The sequence below is a fragment of the Myroides guanonis genome (assembly GCF_900114085.1).
Classification (GTDB): Bacteria; Bacteroidota; Bacteroidia; order Flavobacteriales; family Flavobacteriaceae; genus Flavobacterium; species Flavobacterium guanonis.
The window spans coordinates 90406-107923 of the sequence record NZ_FORU01000013.1 but is presented as its reverse complement, the minus strand read 5'-3'; the positions used below and the strand labels follow the sequence as shown (position 1 = coordinate 107923).

Sequence of the window (17518 nt, the reverse complement as noted above, 5' to 3'; positions counted from 1 at the left end):
AGCGCTACTGACAATGCTATTACCTATACTGATGAAAAAGGAGTTCCTACTTTATTGACACTGAATGAGACTAGCTTAGTTTATGATGTTCTTACAAACGTTTTGACTTACACCAATTCAAAAGGAGAAGCTGAAACTATTGATCTAGGAGCTTTGGTTAAAGCAAATGAGACTTTGACAGTTTTGACAGATAATGGAGATGGGACATTTACTTATACTGATGAAGATAATGGTACTGTAACCTTTAGCGCTAACACAACTACTGTGACAACTGCTGGGGGTATTTATACTTTTAAAGATGGTAATGGAGATGTAATTACAACAATTAACACAAATGCTAATTCAATTATTTTTAATAATAGTACAAATGGTTTTACATCTACTAATGTACAAGCGGCGATTGAAGAGTTACTATCTAAAATAAACACAGTAGATGGAACGAAAGGTAATTTAAGTGTAGCAGGAGGTATTGCTTTTACAGTTGGAAATGACGGAGCGAATAAATTGTTGGCGAATACAAGCATAGAAATTGCAGATGGAGGAGTAACAGAGGTTAAATTAGCTCCTAATTCTGTTACAACAGCTAAAATTGCTGATGATGCAGTAACTACGGCTAAAATTGAAGCTGGGGTAAATGGAGATATTTTGGTGACTGATGGAGGAGAAGTAAAATGGATGTCTAAAACTGATGCAACAACTAATCTTCTTAGTCTTTCAGGAAATGAGTTAACAAGTACTGTAAATGGTGTAGATTCTTCTGTTACTTTAGAAGATGTCGTTACTTCAACAAAAGGTATTACTAGTAATAATATTACAGTTACAGGAGGGGCAGGTGCAACCTTAACCGATGTGACTTTAAATGTAACACCAGGTACTAATGGTCAAGTGATGGTGACTAAAAATGGTAATACTGCTTGGGTGGATCAATCTGAAATAGTTCCTACAACTACAAATATATTGGAACTCACAGATAATAATCTTGTGAGCAACGTCAATGGAGTAATTTCAACACCAGCAGTAGATTTGACTAAATATTTGGATAATACGGATAATCAAGAGCTTAAAGATTTTAAGATTATTGGTACTAACTTATCCATAACAATTGACAGGGGAAATACTGTAACAGTTCCATTAGCGGATATAGCAGCTGCTGTAGACACCAATACAGATAATCAACAGATTACTTCTTTTACTCTTACTGGAAATACTTTAAAAATCATTTTAGAGAGGGGAGGAGAAAAAGAAATCGATTTATCAGCATTGCAAGTAACTTATTTGGTGGATGGTATCAATACTACAGTTAGTGGTAGTGGAACTTCTGCAGATAAATATAAGGTAAATGTTTCTAAAGCAGCCATACAAGACAATCAATTATTAACTGTAGTTGAACAAGGAACAGGTATAATTGTTACACCATTAACAGTAGATAACACTACGACTTACACAGTGGCAGCTAACCCAGCTACTATAGCTTTAAATGGTGATGTAACAGGGAATGCTAGCGCAACAACACTTTCAAAGATTCAGGGTAAAGTTTTAGAAGCTACCAGTCCTTTAGAAGGGAATGTATTGGTGTTTGAAGGGGATAAATGGATAACAAAAACTCCTAGTGTAAATGCTGGAAATGTAACAAATGCAAAAAATTTAACTGCTGCTGGTAATGCAACTACTGCCACAATAGAAGTTGTAACTGGAGGAACGGGTGCTACATTGGTTGAAACAAGTTTGCGTGTTAAGTCAGAATCAATCACAACTTCTGAAATTAAAAATGGCACAATTAAACCAGAAGACATTGCGGATGCTGGAGCAAATCAAGTGTTGGTAACGGGATCTGATAATAAGCCAGTATGGGTTAATCAATCTACATTAGAAGTTACAGCGGATAATGGACTTACCAAAACACTTAATAATGTTCAATTAGGAGGTGCTTTAGTCAAGGCTACTGAAATTACAACTTCAGCTTCAAATACATTAGCTGTTAAAGGATTGGATAAGACAAAAACACAAGGAACAGATAATACTGGTGTTACACAACATTTATTAGCTGTTGATATGAACGGAGATGTTGTGAAAGCATTAAAAGCAGCAATGCCAAAATTCTTCTACATGCCATCAGTGTTAGTCCCTACAGCAGAAAGTCAGTTAGGGCAAGCTGGAGTTACATTTAACAATGGTACTCGTGTGGGAACTATTAATCTATATGCTATTTATTCAGCACAGTTTGGTAGTCCAGTTATGAGTAGTGGAGGAACTCTCCCTGTTTTGCCATCTAGCGAGTTGGATTATCATATTACTTATGCAACATCTAACGTGTTTACTATTAATAGTATTACACCTAGTGGTCTGTTAACATACACTGTTGCTTCTGGTGCTGACATTAATAACGGAAGCTTTATCAATATTGTATTTTCTGTAAAAGAGAACTAATATGAGAACATTTATATTATACATAGCGATGTGTTTTTGTCTGTGCTTTGTTTTCAAAGGACAGGCTCAACAGAATAGTAAAGAAAAGAATTTTGACATTGAATCTTTCGAAGGAAAAACAAAAGAAAAATTACAATTTCTTGTATACGGTATGTCTCCTAAACTGCTTTTTGATAATTCAATGAACCCCATTTATATTTGGAATGAGGACAAAGAGATTGAAAGTGTAGAAATAATTGGAGCTAAACAGTTTAAAATATTGTTAGATTCTAATTTTAAGGCTGACTATAAAAATGTAAAATCTTTGGTTCTAAGATTAAATACTGGAGAGAAATTGGAACTAACAGAGAAGGATTTTATTTTGTTCGATAATCTTGAGTTTTTGGTTATCCAATTTGATGAAGAGGCTACTTTGAAACAAATTATAGATAAGTTCCAAGAATTACAGTTAAGTGGAAAATTTAAACAAGTAGAGTTGTTAATAGAACGAATTTATAAAATGGATAGCTATGAAGAATGATATACATAAGAGTTCGTGGATTGTAATTTTATTTATAATCTTCAGTTTTGAACTATTCGCTCAAAGCGTTGTTTCATTTACTCCTCGTTCGTCTCAAAAAGCTCCATTACCTTACAAAGGTGTATCCACCTACAATATTCAAGGAGATTTTGTAATGTTAGGGAATACCAATATGACATTAGCAAGTTATAACGATTTGAAAAACAACAATTCAAATCCAATGGTAGTTGTTGATAAAGATAATGATGGTACAACTTATAACTCGTCTATGGCAGAACTTAAACTAGGAACATTGGCTTCTGAGTGTTCTGAGATTCTGTATGCAGGACTTTATTGGACAGGTAGAGCGGAGAATAGTGGTACAGAAAGTAGTTATGTTACTTACAACAACAAAAATTACTTCAAGAATAAAGTTAAGTTTAAAAAAGAAGGGAAGACTTATTTTGAAGTGGATGCTGTAAATCAAATTGCATATCCTGGTTCATCAAATTCCTTTATTTACGTTGGATATGCAGATATTACAGATTATGTAAGAGCGGAAGGAGTTGGGAATTATTGGGTCGCAGATATGGCATTGCTTGCTGGAACTAATCAGACAGGTTATTTTGGAGGATGGGGAATGGTTGTAGTGTACAAAAATTCAGCTATGAAGTGGCGTGATATAACTGTCTTTGATGGCTATTCATATATTTCGGCTAATGGTAGTACTCAAACATTAGATATTTCTGGGTTTAAGGCGGTCCAAAGTGGAGATGTGAAAGTTAAGATGGGATTGATGGCAGGAGAAGGAGATGTTGTGACTACTGGAGATTATATTGAAATGCGTCAAAGGTTGACTAATAATTACACTAAATTAAGTCATACTAATAACACTACAGACAACTTTTTTAACTCTTCAATTTTTACTGGTGGAAATAATCGAAATCCTATTACATTAAATAATACTGGAATGGATATTAGTATGTTTGATTTACCTAATGATGGTAATGTTTTGATCAATAATAATCAAAACTCAACTAGATTCAGGTATGGTACAAATGGAGATTTATATTCTATTTTTAGTATTGTATTTGCTGTGGATGCTTATGTGCCAGAAGTGATAGGAGAAAATACACCCGCAAATGCTAACACTATTCATGGGACTCCAGTTATTCCAGGTCAGGAATTAGAGTTTGACCTTAAAATGTATAATAAAGGAGAGGAAGCTGTCAAAGATTTAAAGGTTGAGATTCCTATACCATTTAATGTTCATTATGATGGCGCAACCATTGTAATCGGTTCTAATTCTACGATAAAAATTCCTAGTAATACTACAGTAACATGGACTCCACCAGTTGGTTCGGCTCCAGGTGCGACTCCTCAGAATACTTTAGGAGGAACCTTAGTGTGGAATATTGGGGATTTACCAAAAGATTTGAGCAAGTCTATTTTGCAAGGTACATTGAAGTATAAATTGAAAGTAACTGCGAATTGTGCATTTTTAGCTACAGCAGGTCCTTGTGCATTGCAGGTGAGTTTAAATGGAAAAATTACTGGGAAAGGTGCTACATCTAATAGTGTTGTTAGTTCTGACTTAGTTAGAGAGTATGGAATAGGAGCTTGTGCTGGACCTATTTATGATGATTTTAAAACTACAATCACTGTAGATGAAGCGTTCTTACAAGCGTGTAATCTTCCGGTTGACAATAAAAACCTACAGTTTAAAGCGTTTTGTTCTTTGTTAAATAATGAATTTCCAAGAGCTCAAATTGTTGATTTATATCCGTTAGGTACAAAATTTTTTAATCAGGTACCGAGTTCATTTGATTCAAATGTTGGCGTTGTTTCAAACGGTTTTGCTGTTCCTACAAATGGAACGAAAACCAAATATTATGCTATGATTCCTGGAATGGATCCTGGATGTTATATTGGATTGGAAACATCATTAGAGGTTATTAACTCTTCACCCACTGCTAAGGACGTTGCGTTTTGTGAAGGAGATAATGTGGTGTTGGATGTAGTATTATCTTCAACAGGTGTTGCTAATGGTTATGGATTGTATTATTTCTCAACCGAGACTGATACAACGCCTTTAACTAGTCCTCCTTCTCCAACGGATGTAGATGTATATACTTTCTGGGTTGCTGAAGGAAAAGTATCGAATGGAATACTGTGTACAGGACCTAAAGTCTCATTTACAATAACTATTAACCCATTACCAGTTGTTGCACAAGATGTTGCTAAAGTTAGTACTTGTGAAAATAATGATTATTCACTTAATGTATCAACAACAGCTGTATCTAATTTTAACTGGGAATATGCAAGTGTTACTTCTCCAACAGTTTGGAATCCTTTAGATAATTCTACATTCTCGAGTGTGATATCTGTAAGTAATGGCACTTTGAATATTTCACATGCTACCAAAGTGATTGATGGAATAAAAGTTCGTTTGATTGGTAAGAATAACACTGATTGTGAAAAGAGTTCAAATGAAATTTCTATTGAAATAAAAGATTGTCAGGTTATTACGAATCCAATGCTTCCGAATAAATCTAAAAATTAAGAAGCTATGAAAAAAACTATATATAAATTACTGTTTGCTATGCTAATCCCTTTTTTGGGGTTAGCTCAAACTGTAAACGAAGGAATTTTAACTGTACTTCCTAATACAGATATTTCTACGGTATCTTCTTTCTCAAATGAAAAAGATGCAGCTGTTAAAAACGATGGAAGCTTTTACTTTTATGCTCATTTTAATAACGAAGGGCTATACACTTTTGATGATAAGAGAAAAAGTTCTTATGCTGTTTTTCAGCCTTATGAAGGAGCTGATATTTCTCAAGAGATTAAAGGAACAGCACCTATCGAGTTCTATGATGTTTTGTTTAACAACTCAAAAGCATTTCGTGCTTTTGAACTTAAAAATGATATGAGTGTTGCTGGAACGGCTAATTTTAATGAGGGAATTGTTCAAATAGACTCTTTGAATGGAGCAATGGTATTTCAACAAGGAGCAAAGGGAATCAATACTTCAGATAAAAGTCACGCTGACGGTGAGGTTGAAAAGGTAGGAAACGAAACATTTATCTATCCGATAGGTGATGAAGGAATGTATCGTTTTGCTAAAATTTCAGCACCTAAAACGATGAAAGATTCTTTTCTTGGAAAATACTACTTTAAGAACTCCAATCTTAATCATCCTCACAATAGTAGAGCAGGGGTGATTGAATTAATAGATAACAAAGAGTACTGGAGCATAGAGAGAGAAGATGCTACTAAAAGCGATATCATTTTAACGTTGAGCTGGGATTCTAGAACCACTCCAAGTGAACTACTTAAAAATGCCAATAAGGAATTGAGAATTGTACGATGGGATGTAGCTCAAAATCTTTGGGTAGATGAGGGAGGTATTGTGGATATGGATGCTAAAACAGTTACTACACCTACCACAGTTGATGGATATGGAATCTTTACATTAGGTACAGTTAAGGAGTATTTAATATTAGATGGGGATGTTGTTATTTATAATGCAGTTACTCCAAATGGAGATGGATTCAATGACCACTTTGTAATTGATAATATTGAACGTTTTCCTAACAATAAGGTAGAGATCTTTAACCGATGGGGGGTAAAAGTATATTCAACTTCTAGTTATAACAATGCGGACAATAATTTCAAAGGATATTCCGAAGGACGTGTAACTGTAAACAAAGGAGAGCAATTACCGACGGGTACGTATTACTACATTGTAGAGTACGAGTATAAAGATGCTAAAGGTAATCGTATGATTAAAAAATCTGGTTTTTTGCATTTAGAAACTGAATAGATACCGGTTTTCGATGCTGGATAGAATGGATTGTGTTAAATATGAATTAGAATGAAGTAGGTTAAAAATAAGATTAAAGAGTTTGAGAGTATCTAAGAGTTTTATCCACCTCATTTCTATTGTTATTTCCTAGCTATTCAATATCGAACATTGAAAATCACACATCTAATAAAAAGAAAAAATTATGAAAATAAACACTATAATCAGAGGATTGGCGATGGGAATAACACTTTTAGTTGTTATTCCTCAAACCTTTGCCCAACAAGACCCACAGTACACTCAGTATATGTATAATACTATACAAGTTAATCCTGCTTATGCAGGTTCTAGAGGAGCTATGAGTATTTTTGGAATGTACCGTACTCAATGGGTTGGCTTAGATGGCGCTCCTAAAACAGCAAACGTTTCCATGCACACTCCTATTAACAATTCTCGTTTAGGGTTGGGAATTTCGTTTAATAATGATCGTTTGGGAGTTATGGATGAAAACAATTTGGCTGTAGATGTATCCTATAGCGTACCTACAAGTGAGAATTGGAAGCTGTCTTTTGGAGTGAAAGCTTCGGCTAATTTGTTGAACGTTGAATATGATAGGCTAAATGTTTATAATCCCAATGATGGATTATTACAAGAGAATATCGAGAATCAGTTCTCTCCAAATATTGGAGCTGGAATCTATATGCATTCTGAGAAAACTTACTTTGGATTATCAGTACCTCATTTCTTAGAGACTGATCGTTACGACGATAATTCAGTATCAACAATGAAAAAAAGTATGCACTTCTATTTGATAGGAGGCCACGTATTTGATTTGAGTCCAAGCTTTAAGTTTAAACCTGCGTTTTTGTTAAAAGCAGTTGAGGGATCACCACTTCAAGCAGACGTAAGTGCTAACTTTATGTTGAATGATAAGTTTGTGCTAGGAGGGGCTTATCGCTTCGATGCTGCTTTTAGTGTAATGGCTGGTTTCCAGATACAGGATGGACTATTTGTTGGTTATGCGTATGATGCAGAAACAACAAAATTGGCTCGTTATAACTCGGGTTCTCATGAAGTATTTTTACGTTTTGAATTATTCAATCGTTATAACCGAATCACGACACCGCGATTCTTTTAACTATAGTAGCTATGAAGAAATATATATTTAAACTAGGGGTGTTTGGTTTATTGTTTTCCAGTTTAGGAATGCAAGGCCAAGAACGTCAAGAGAAGAAAGGGGAACAGCAAGTAGAACGCTATGCTTATATAGATGCTATAAAAATCTACGAGCGAGTTGCGAAGAAAGGTTATGAGTCTGTGGAGATGTACAAGAATCTAGGTGACTCGTATTATTTTAATGGAAAACTTGTCGATGCAAATCAATGGTATGAAAAGATGTTTGGATTATTTGAAAACCCAAATTATATCACTGCGGATGCTGAAAAGGCAAACCTACCTTCTGAGTATTATTATCGATATGGACAAACGCTTAAAGCCGTTGGTAATTATCAAAAATCTGATGATGTTTTAAAGATGTTTTCTGATAAAGAATTAGGCGATTCTCGAGGGCGTTTGGCTCAGGTAGAAAAGGATTATTTAGCAGAGATAAAAGAGAACTCAGGTCGATACAATATCAAGAGTTTAGGCATAAATAGTAAGTATTCTGATTATGGGTCTACAGTCTATAATAATGAATTGATTTTTACATCATCTAGAGATACAGGGAATTTAGCAAAAAAGGTTCATACTTGGACAGGAGGTTCTTTTACGAGTTTATATGCTTCAACATTAGATGAAGAAGGAACGGTGGGAGAACCAAAGCGTTTTGCTAGAGAAGTGAATACGAAGTTTAATGAAAGTACTCCTGTTTTTTCCGCTGACGGACAAACGATGTATTTTACTAGAAACAACTTTAATAAAGGAAAAAGAGGTAAGGACTCTCACAAGACTACATTGCTGAAAATTTACAAGGCTACTTTAGAAAATCGAAAGTGGAATAAGGTAGAAGAATTACCATTTAATTCAGATGAGTATAGTTCAGCTCATCCAGCTTTAACAGCAGATGGTAAATGGTTGTATTTCGCTTCTGATCGTGAAAATGGAAAGGGGCAGTCAGACCTTTATAAAGTTGCTGTCAATGCAGACGGTAGCTTTGGACAACCAATCAACTTAGGTGATGTTATCAATACAGAGGGTAGGGAGAGTTTTCCTTTTATCACCCAAGACAACGAATTGTATTTCTCAACGGACGGTCGTCCAGGTTTGGGGGGGTTAGATATCTATGCGACTAAAATCAATGGGGATGGAAGTTTTACTGACGTTCAAAATATTGGTGCACCAGCTAATAGTTCTTTAGATGATTTTGCTTATTATATAGATTCAAAAAGCAGAATAGGATTTTTGAGTTCTAATCGTGATGAAGGGATGGGAAATGATGATATCTATAGTTTTTTAGAAACAAGACGATTGAGTTTGGAGTGCCTGCAAAGTATTTTTGGAAGGGTGTATGATAAACAAACACAAGCACCTTTGTCACATGCGAATTTAATATTGTATGATGGGAACTTTAGAAAAATAGAAAGCATTCAAACCACTGCCGATGGAAGGTATGAGTTCAAAGACTTAAAATGTGGTATGCGTTTTCGTATAAATGCTGAGGTAAATGATTATAATACTGCAGAAGTAACGGTTGATTTACCTATGCAAACTGGTAGAACTCAAGTTGATTTCGGATTAGAGAAAACACGAGTAGAGGTTAAGAAAGGAGATGATTTATTTAAAGTGTTGAAGTTGAATCCTATTTACTTCGACTTTGACAAGTCAAATATTCGACCAGATGCAGCAATAGAGCTCGCTAAAGTTGTTGAGGTATTACGTGATTATCCTGAAATGAAAATTGATGTTCGTTCTCATACCGATAGCAGAGGAAATGATGTTTATAATTTAAACCTTTCAGATCGTAGAGCGAAGTCAACTATTGAATGGATTGTATCACAAGGTATATCTAAAGATAGAGTAGCAGGTAAAGGATATGGAGAAACGCAATTGGTGAATGAGTGTAGCAATGGAGTAAAATGTTCAGAGGCAGCACATCAAGAGAATCGTCGAAGCGAATTTATCGTATTAGAACTTTAATTTGAAAAATAATTGAAATGATGAAAGAAATACAACAAATCATAATAGCTATTCTTATTTTATTTACAACGATGGTCTCTGCACAAGAGCCATCGTTAACTTTAAAGGGAAAGGTCTATGACAAAGAAAATAAAATGGGAATAGGTAAAGCTAGTGTTCACTTAATTGATTTTAAGGGAATTGTTTTGAAAACTGCAACAACAGATTCACAAGGAGCTTATGATATACAGATAAAAACTAGTTCTGATAAATTTAAAGTAGAAGCTGAAGCAGAAAACTTTAATCAGGCTGAGGTTTTAATTGATAGTAGTAAAAAAAATGTAGAGATTAACTTTGGGCTAAATAGAGAAAAAAGTGTTGTAGGTGCAATGAGTTTTCCAATGATATATTTTGATTTTGATAGTTCATATCTAACTACCCATGCTAAAAAAGAATTGAAAGGCGTAATCGAATACATGAATCATAATCCTAATGTAAGGTTGCGATTGAATGCTCACACCGATAGTCGTGGGACTAGTAAGTATAACAATTGGCTATCTGGCCGTCGAGCTGATCGTGTGCGTAGTTGGTTGATTGAGGAGGGTAAAATTGATGCTAATCGAATTGAAGAACATCATTTTGGAAAAACTCAACTGAGTAATCATTGTAGTGATGGAGTTAAATGTTCGGCGGATCAACACCGAGAAAACAGAAGATGTAGTATAGAAATAATTAACTAATTAGTAGAATAATTAATTTAGAAAATCATCACCTTACCTAACTTCTGAGATTTTCTTTTCAATAAAGAGATAATATGTCATTTAATAAAAGCCTAGTAGATCGCCTTAAAAAGGAGCTTAAAGCTCAGAAAGATCAAGAATTAGCAGAAATCTTCAATGTAAGCCCTTTCGTTTTTTCGTCATGGAAAAGAAGTAAAGGGAAGTTAATTGAGGAAGTGGTAAAGTATGGTGTTAATAACAATTTGAACTTCAACAATATTTTTCATAATGAGGAAATGAAAGGTGAAGATAATGGAGTTTTTGTATTAATGGCAGAAGACTTGTTTTCATACTACTTGAATCCTAGGGAGGTTATTTCCAAGTTACCGAAATATAACATTCCTAATATTAATCAATCAAAGATAGGGTTTCAGGTAATAAGTCAAAATATGGAACCAACTTTACAAGTAAGTTCTATCGTTTTTGGTGGAGAAATTGATATTAATAAATTAAGAACTAAAGAAATATATGTTGTTAGTATTTTGAATAAGGGTATTTTTATAACTCGTTTTAAAGAACAAAATGACAATTTATATGTTTTTGAAAATGATAATGAAAGATTTACTGGATTTTCTTTTACTAGAAATGAAATTGCTACTATTTTTAAAGTCAATGGAGTTTTAGCAAAACTCTAGTGACTAAATCTGAGCAAGCAATATTGAGTTACTAATATTTTGAATGATAAAGAAAAAAAAACACGAAATTTCAATTCGTGTTTTTTGCTTTTAAATCATGTGGGTTTAAACTTTAGTAAATAATTACAGTAACTTTCCTGTAAGGAAGAAGGCTGCAATTGAAAAGTATATGATTAGTCCAGATACATCAACTAATGTTGCAACAAACGGAGCAGAAGCTGTTGCGGGGTCCATACCAAATTTACGTAAGATGAATGGAATTATAGACCCTGATAGAGTTCCCCAAAGTACTATGAAAAGTAAGGAGACAGAAACACTTAATCCAATATGAATCCAGTATTCTCCGTAATCATAGATGCCAAGTTCTTGCCAAAGCATAATTCTTCCAAATCCTATTAATCCAAGTACACCACCTAACATTAAACCTGATGCAATTTCTTTTTTCATTACATACCACCAGTCGCTAAGTTTTAAATCACCTAGTGCCATAGCTCTAATGATTAGAGAGGCAGCTTGGGAGCCTGAGTTACCTCCACTTGAGATGATCAGTGGTACAAAGAGTGCTAGGACAACAGCTTTTTCAATTTCTCCATCATAATAACTCATGGCTGATGCGGTCATCATTTCACCTATAAAAAGTATAATAAGCCAACCTGCTCTTTTTCGAACTAGTTCTATTAGTGGTGTTTTAGTATAGGAAAGGTCTAATTCCTCCATTCCCCCAAATTTATGAATGTCCTCAGTATCGCGCTCTTTTATTCTATCTAATATATCATCAAAGGTGACAATCCCTACTAGTACACCATTTTCAGTTATTATTGGTAATGCGGATCTATCGTATTTTTCAAAAATATCGAAAGCTTCTTCCATTGGTGTAGTTGAAATAATTGCAACGAAATTATAATCAATTAAATCTGTAATGGGGGTCTCGGGTTCTGATAGTAATAACTCTCCTATTTTTAAATCGTCAATCAATACATTGTTTTCATCAACTACATATATATAGTTTAATGTCTCTGCTTTTTTTCCATATTTCTTAATGTGTTTAAAAACTTGATCTACCGTTCTGTTTTGTTTGATTTGTATATATAAAGGAGTCATTAAGCGGGCAATACTGTCTTCTTTATACCCTATTAGATTTAATGCAATTTGTTTCTCTTCGTTGTTTAATAAATTGATTGAATATTTTATTAATTCATCTGGGAAACTTTCAAATAACTCTGTACGGTCATCTGGTTCTAAGTTGTTTAGAACTTCTGCATATTCTTTGTCAGCTAAACTTTTTACAATTTCTTGCTGTAAAGGAATTTCTAAAAATGCGAATACTTCAACTTTCTTTTCTGGAGTAAGTTTTAAAAAAGCAAGATTTCTATCTTTCTTTTTCATGTCAGATAAAGCCTCGGCTATATCTGCTGGATGTAAATCTTTGAAAGTATCCATAATGGTTTATTTTTAGAATTGATGGATATTAGGGTGGGTAGTTCTAAATCAAAAATACATTAAGTATTTTGATTACGAAAAAAATGCTATAAGATGTTTTGCAATACTTGTAAAATAGTTTTTTACAACACCTAATTAGCAGCTTTATTTACTAGTTCTGCATCAAGTGATTTTTTTGCTTTGGCTCCCATGTCCTTTAATTTTTGGACTGAGACAATGAGATTGCCTCTTCCTTCACTTAATTTATTAAACGCTTTATGATATTCTGTTTTTGTTTCTTCAATTTTGTTTCCTACTTTGACCAAATCTTGTATTAGTCCTTGAAACTTGTCATAAAGTAAACCAGCTTGCCTTGCTATCTCATAAGCATTTTCTTGTTGCTTTTGCTGGTTCCACATCGTATCAATAGTACGTAGGGTTGCCAATAGAGTAGAAGGTGTGACTATCACAATATTTTTGTCAAATGCTTGGGTGTATAAATTCGCTTCAGCTTGTAAAGCTGTTGAAAAAGCTGTTTCTATAGGAATAAAAAGCAACACAAAATCTGGTGAATAAGAGTCAAATATATCTTGATAATTTTTAGAAGCTAAAGAGTCTATGTGTTGTTTTAAAGAAAGAATATGATCTCGTAATAATTTAGGTCTTTTAGTCTCGTCTTCTTCATTGATATATCGTTCGTAGGCAACTAAGGAAACCTTTGAATCAATGATCATCTTTTTATTGTCAGGAAGATGAATGATTACATCGGGTTGATATCGTGAGCCATTTTCGGTTTGATAATTTTTTTGAACTTCGTATTCTCTACCTTTTTCAAGTCCTGACTTTTCTAAAACACGTTCTAAAATTAATTCTCCCCAGTTTCCTTGAATTTTATTATCTCCTTTTAAAGCTTTAGTTAAATTGATTGTCTCCTGATTCATTTGTTGATTCAGTTCTTTTAAACCAATAATTTGTTGACGCAATGCTGCATGATAGTCAATGCTCTCTTTGTGAGTTTGAGTTACTTTTTGTTCAAAACTTAATATTTTGTCATTTAAAGGATTTAGGAGGTTCTCAATATTTGTCTGATTTTGTTTACTGAATTTCTCACTTTTTTCTTCTAGTATTTTATTAGCCAGATTTTCAAACTCATGTGTGAAACGCTCTTGTAAGGAGAGTGTTTCTTTTTGTTGTTGAGATAGTTTTTCTTTGAGATTAATATATTCTGTATCGCGAATGGAAATTCTGGCAATTAGTTCTTGATTATCAAGTCTTAATAGTTCTTCCTTTTCTTGATAAAGTCTTTTTTCGTCTAAAGCTAGTTTTTTCGAATTTTCAATATGAAGTCGTAATTGTTCTAATTGAATTGTTAGGTGTGAATTCTTTTCATCTAATCTAATAGTGGTCTCTCTGTTTTTATTATTTTGATTTTTTTTTCCAATCAAGAAGAAAACAGAAGCCGTTACGATAAGAATTGAAAGATATATGATGTTGAGGAGCATGGAGGATAGAGATAAAATGTAATATTCAAAATTACAAAATTTTAACCTCGAAGGAGAATGTTTTTATATAAACCATGAAAAATGTAATGCTCTTTATTGTATAAAAAAAAAGGGTATCAATATATTGATACCCTTTAACTATTTACTTGCTTAAATACATTTTTCTTCTTGAATAGATTTCATAGAATTGGTCGTCCTTTAAATCATCAATAAACAATATGCTTTCTCCAGTTGATTTCATTTCTGGTCCTAATGCTTTATTTACATTTTTGAACTTATCGAATGAGAATACTGGACGTTTGATCGCATATCCTTTTAACTGTGGATTAAATTCGAAATCTGTAACTTTGGCACCTAGCATTACTTTAGTTGCGTAATTAACATACGGTTCTCCGTAAGCTTTAGCAATGAAAGGAACAGTTCTAGATGCACGTGGATTTGCTTCAATAATATATACAACGTCATCTTTTATTGCGAATTGTATATTAATTAAACCTACTGTCTTAAGAGCTACTGCAATCTTTTTAGTATGGTCTTTTATTTGTTGTAACACAAATTCTCCAAGATTAAAAGGTGGTAGCATAGCGTTACTATCTCCAGAGTGTACACCACAAGGTTCAATGTGTTCCATTATTCCAATGATATATACATTTTCTCCATCACAGATTGCATCTGCTTCTGCTTCGATAGCTCCATCTAAATAATGGTCTAATAGAAGTTTGTTTCCAGGAATAGAATTTAGTAAATCTATTACATGTTCTTCTAATTCTTTCTTATTGATAACAATCTTCATTCCTTGTCCTCCTAATACATAAGATGGACGTACTAGAAGTGGAAAGTCTAATTCATCTGCTAATGCTAATGCTTGGTCGGCTGTTTGAGCAACTCCGAATTGAGGGAAAGGAATATCTAATTCTTGTAACAATGCAGAGAATCTTCCTCGGTCTTCAGCTAAGTCTAAAGCATCGAAACTTGTACCGATGATTTTAATACCGTACTTTTCTAACTTTTCAGCTAATTTTAAGGCTGTTTGACCACCTAATTGAACAATTACACCTTCTGGTTTTTCATGACGTATAATGTCATATATATGCTCCCAAAATACAGGTTCAAAATATAATTTGTTTGCCGTATCGAAATCGGTAGAAACAGTCTCTGGATTACAGTTGATCATGATGGTTTCATAGCCACATTCTTCAGCAGCTAATACTCCATGTACACATGAGTAGTCGAATTCAATTCCTTGTCCAATTCTGTTTGGTCCAGAACCTAAAACGATGATTTTTTTCTTGTCAGAGACTTCACTCTCATTTGCTACATAAGTAACTCCTTCAGCTGATTGAATTTCAGCTTCGAAAGTAGAGTAGTAATAAGGTGTTTTAGCTGGGAATTCTGCAGCACAAGTATCAACCAATTTGAATACACGATTAATATTCAAATCTTCACGTAATTGATGCACTTTACTTTCAAGTGTATTCAACATATGTGCGATTTGACGGTCTGCAAATCCTTTTTGCTTTGCTTCTAATAATAATTCTTTTGGTAAAGTATCTATCGCGTATTTTGAAATTTCTTTTTCTAGTAAGTGTAGTTCTTCGTATTGTTTCAAGAACCACATATCTATTTTGGTAATTTCGTGGATACGACTCAATGGAATTCCATGTTGGATAGCATCATAAATTACAAAAACACGATCCCAACTAGCATGTGTTAGTTTGTCGATGATTTGGTCATAATTAGTGTATCCTTTACCATCAGCACCCAAGCCATTTCTTTTTATTTCTAACGATTGGGTAGCTTTATGTAAAGCTTCTTGGAATGAGCGTCCAATCCCCATTACTTCTCCAACCGATTTCATTTGTAAACCTAAAGTGCGATCTGCTCCTTCAAATTTATCAAAGTTCCAACGTGGTATTTTTACAATTACATAATCTAAAGCCGGTTCAAATAAAGCAGAAGTAGATTTCGTAATTTGATTTTGTAATTCATCTAGTGTATACCCTAAAGCTAGTTTAGATGCAATCTTAGCAATTGGATAACCTGTTGCTTTAGACGCTAATGCAGACGAGCGTGAAACACGTGGATTGATTTCAATAGCTACAATGTCTTCGTTTTCATCAGGTGATATAGCGAATTGTACATTACAACCTCCTGCAAAGTTTCCTATACTGCGCATCATTTTGATAGATAGGTCTCGCATTCTTTGGAAAGTACGATCTGATAATGTCATAGCTGGTGCTACAGTTATACTGTCTCCTGTGTGGATACCCATAGGATCCATGTTTTCAATAGTACAAATAATAACAACATTGTCATTTTTATCACGTAGTAATTCTAATTCGTATTCTTTCCAACCTAGTAATGCTTTGTCAATTAAGACTTCATGTATAGGCGATGCTTCAAGACCTCTTGTAAGTAAATCATCAAACTCTTCTGCATGGTGTACAAAAGCTGCTCCAGTTCCACCAAGTGTAAATGAAGGTCGGATTACTAAAGGAAAACCGAATTCTTGTGCAATTTCCTTTCCTTCCAAATAAGAAGTAGCTGTTTTAGCAGGTGCTACAGGTACATCTATTCTGTTTAGTAATTGTTTGAACTGTTCTCTATCTTCAGTAATATTAATAGCATTGATATCAACCCCAATCAATCTTACATTAAAATCTTGCCAAATACCTTTTTCGTCTGCTTCTAAACATAAGTTTAGTGCTGTTTGACCTCCCATGGTTGGTAAAACTGCATCGATTTCAGGATGAGCTTTTAGGATTTCAATTATTGATTTGGTAGTAAGTGGTTTTAAATAGATATGATCCGCCATTGAAGGATCCGTCATAATGGTTGCTGGATTAGAGTTGATTAATACAACTTTTACTCCTTCTTCTCTTAATGAGCGAGCGGATTGTGATCCAGCGTAATCAAATTCACAAGCTTGTCCGATAATAATGGGTCCTGAGCCGATGATCAAAACCGTTTTGATTGATGTGTCTTTAGGCATTTTAGGTGTGGTGTTTTTGAGAGAAAATTCCCTTAAATATAATGAAATTAGTTGTTTAGATAAAAAAAAGTATAAAAAAAGGCGTTACGATTAATAGTAACACCTTTGTTTATGTTTGAATCTAAACATTATTTTTTATGTCTTATTTCACAAGAAACAGTTAATTTATGTCTTCCTTTAGCTCTTCTGCTAGCTAATACCTTTCTTCCGTTAGGAGTTGACATTCTTTCCATGAAACCATGTTTGTTTCTTCTTTTTCTATTTGACGGTTGAAACGTTCTCTTGCTCATTGCTCTTATCTTTAAATCTTAAATTTTACAATACTTCAGCTTTAAGAGCGCCCGCT

At 33.8% G+C, this 17518-nt stretch carries 12 protein-coding genes; 8 read left to right on the top strand and 4 right to left on the bottom strand.

All coding sequences use genetic code 11. The features are described 5' to 3' along the window. From BM024_RS13750 to BM024_RS11025, 8 genes are all read left to right on the top strand, one after another. A partial coding sequence (locus BM024_RS13750) for a beta strand repeat-containing protein (RefSeq protein WP_090680181.1) occupies positions 1-2427 on the top strand: 2427 nt, incomplete at its 5' end. A 1-nt stretch (position 2428) separates the two neighbouring features. Then, a complete protein-coding gene (locus BM024_RS11055; RefSeq protein WP_090680179.1) occupies positions 2429-2947 on the top strand; it encodes a ferritin family protein in 519 nt (172 codons plus the stop codon). Further along, a complete protein-coding gene (locus BM024_RS11050) occupies positions 2937-5489 on the top strand; it encodes a hypothetical protein (protein WP_090680176.1) in 2553 nt (850 codons plus the stop codon). Before BM024_RS11055 ends, BM024_RS11050 begins: the two co-directional genes overlap by 11 nt. A 6-nt stretch (positions 5490-5495) precedes the next feature. Beyond that, positions 5496-6752, top strand: a complete 1257-nt coding sequence (locus BM024_RS11045) for a T9SS type B sorting domain-containing protein (protein ID WP_090680175.1) — start codon at positions 5496-5498, stop codon at positions 6750-6752. A 184-nt stretch (positions 6753-6936) separates the two neighbouring features. After that, complete coding sequence (locus BM024_RS11040) at positions 6937-7869, top strand: PorP/SprF family type IX secretion system membrane protein (RefSeq protein ID WP_090680173.1); 933 nt, start codon at positions 6937-6939, stop codon at positions 7867-7869. 11 nt (positions 7870-7880) lie between these two features. Beyond that, complete coding sequence (locus tag BM024_RS11035; RefSeq protein ID WP_090680171.1) at positions 7881-9866, top strand: OmpA family protein; 1986 nt, start codon at positions 7881-7883, stop codon at positions 9864-9866. 17 nt (positions 9867-9883) lie between these two features. Further along, a complete protein-coding gene (locus tag BM024_RS11030) occupies positions 9884-10585 on the top strand; it encodes an OmpA family protein (RefSeq protein WP_090680169.1) in 702 nt (233 codons plus the stop codon). A gap of 74 nt (positions 10586-10659) precedes the next feature. Next, complete coding sequence (locus BM024_RS11025) at positions 10660-11259, top strand: hypothetical protein (RefSeq protein ID WP_090680167.1); 600 nt, start codon at positions 10660-10662, stop codon at positions 11257-11259. 123 nt (positions 11260-11382) lie between these two features. On the opposite strand, the gene mgtE is transcribed toward BM024_RS11025, so the two are convergent. The 4 genes from mgtE to rpmH all read right to left on the bottom strand — a co-directional run bounded on the left by mgtE (position 11383) and on the right by rpmH (position 17462). Beyond that, on the bottom strand, positions 11383-12699 hold the full coding sequence (mgtE, locus tag BM024_RS11020) for a magnesium transporter (RefSeq protein WP_090680166.1): 1317 nt from the start codon (positions 12697-12699) through the stop codon (positions 11383-11385). Positions 12700-12830: 131 nt separating this feature from the next. Further along, the gene (locus BM024_RS11015; RefSeq protein ID WP_090680164.1) at positions 12831-14180 is read right to left on the bottom strand and encodes a DNA recombination protein RmuC; all 1350 of its coding nucleotides are present in this window, start codon (positions 14178-14180) and stop codon (positions 12831-12833) included. Positions 14181-14322: 142 nt separating this feature from the next. After that, positions 14323-17172 carry a carbamoyl-phosphate synthase large subunit gene (gene carB, locus BM024_RS11010; RefSeq protein WP_090680162.1) on the bottom strand — a complete coding sequence of 950 codons (2850 nt, stop codon included), beginning with the start codon at positions 17170-17172 and terminating at the stop codon, positions 14323-14325. 128 nt (positions 17173-17300) lie between these two features. Next, complete coding sequence (gene rpmH, locus BM024_RS11005) at positions 17301-17462, bottom strand: 50S ribosomal protein L34 (RefSeq protein ID WP_090680160.1); 162 nt, start codon at positions 17460-17462, stop codon at positions 17301-17303. Positions 17463-17518 lie beyond the last annotated feature (56 nt).

Coding starts and splice junctions, on each gene's coding strand:
- BM024_RS11045 (WP_090680175.1), top strand. CDS start 5,496: ATGAAAAAAACTATATATAAATTACTGTTTGCTATGCTAATCCCTTTT.
- BM024_RS11015 (WP_090680164.1), bottom strand. CDS start 14,180: ATGCTCCTCAACATCATATATCTTTCAATTCTTATCGTAACGGCTTCT.
- BM024_RS11025 (WP_090680167.1), top strand. CDS start 10,660: ATGTCATTTAATAAAAGCCTAGTAGATCGCCTTAAAAAGGAGCTTAAA.
- BM024_RS11030 (WP_090680169.1), top strand. CDS start 9,884: ATGATGAAAGAAATACAACAAATCATAATAGCTATTCTTATTTTATTT.
- BM024_RS11035 (WP_090680171.1), top strand. CDS start 7,881: ATGAAGAAATATATATTTAAACTAGGGGTGTTTGGTTTATTGTTTTCC.
- BM024_RS11040 (WP_090680173.1), top strand. CDS start 6,937: ATGAAAATAAACACTATAATCAGAGGATTGGCGATGGGAATAACACTT.
- BM024_RS11050 (WP_090680176.1), top strand. CDS start 2,937: ATGAAGAATGATATACATAAGAGTTCGTGGATTGTAATTTTATTTATA.
- BM024_RS11055 (WP_090680179.1), top strand. CDS start 2,429: ATGAGAACATTTATATTATACATAGCGATGTGTTTTTGTCTGTGCTTT.
- mgtE (WP_090680166.1), bottom strand. CDS start 12,699: ATGGATACTTTCAAAGATTTACATCCAGCAGATATAGCCGAGGCTTTA.
- carB (WP_090680162.1), bottom strand. CDS start 17,172: ATGCCTAAAGACACATCAATCAAAACGGTTTTGATCATCGGCTCAGGA.
- rpmH (WP_090680160.1), bottom strand. CDS start 17,462: ATGAGCAAGAGAACGTTTCAACCGTCAAATAGAAAAAGAAGAAACAAA.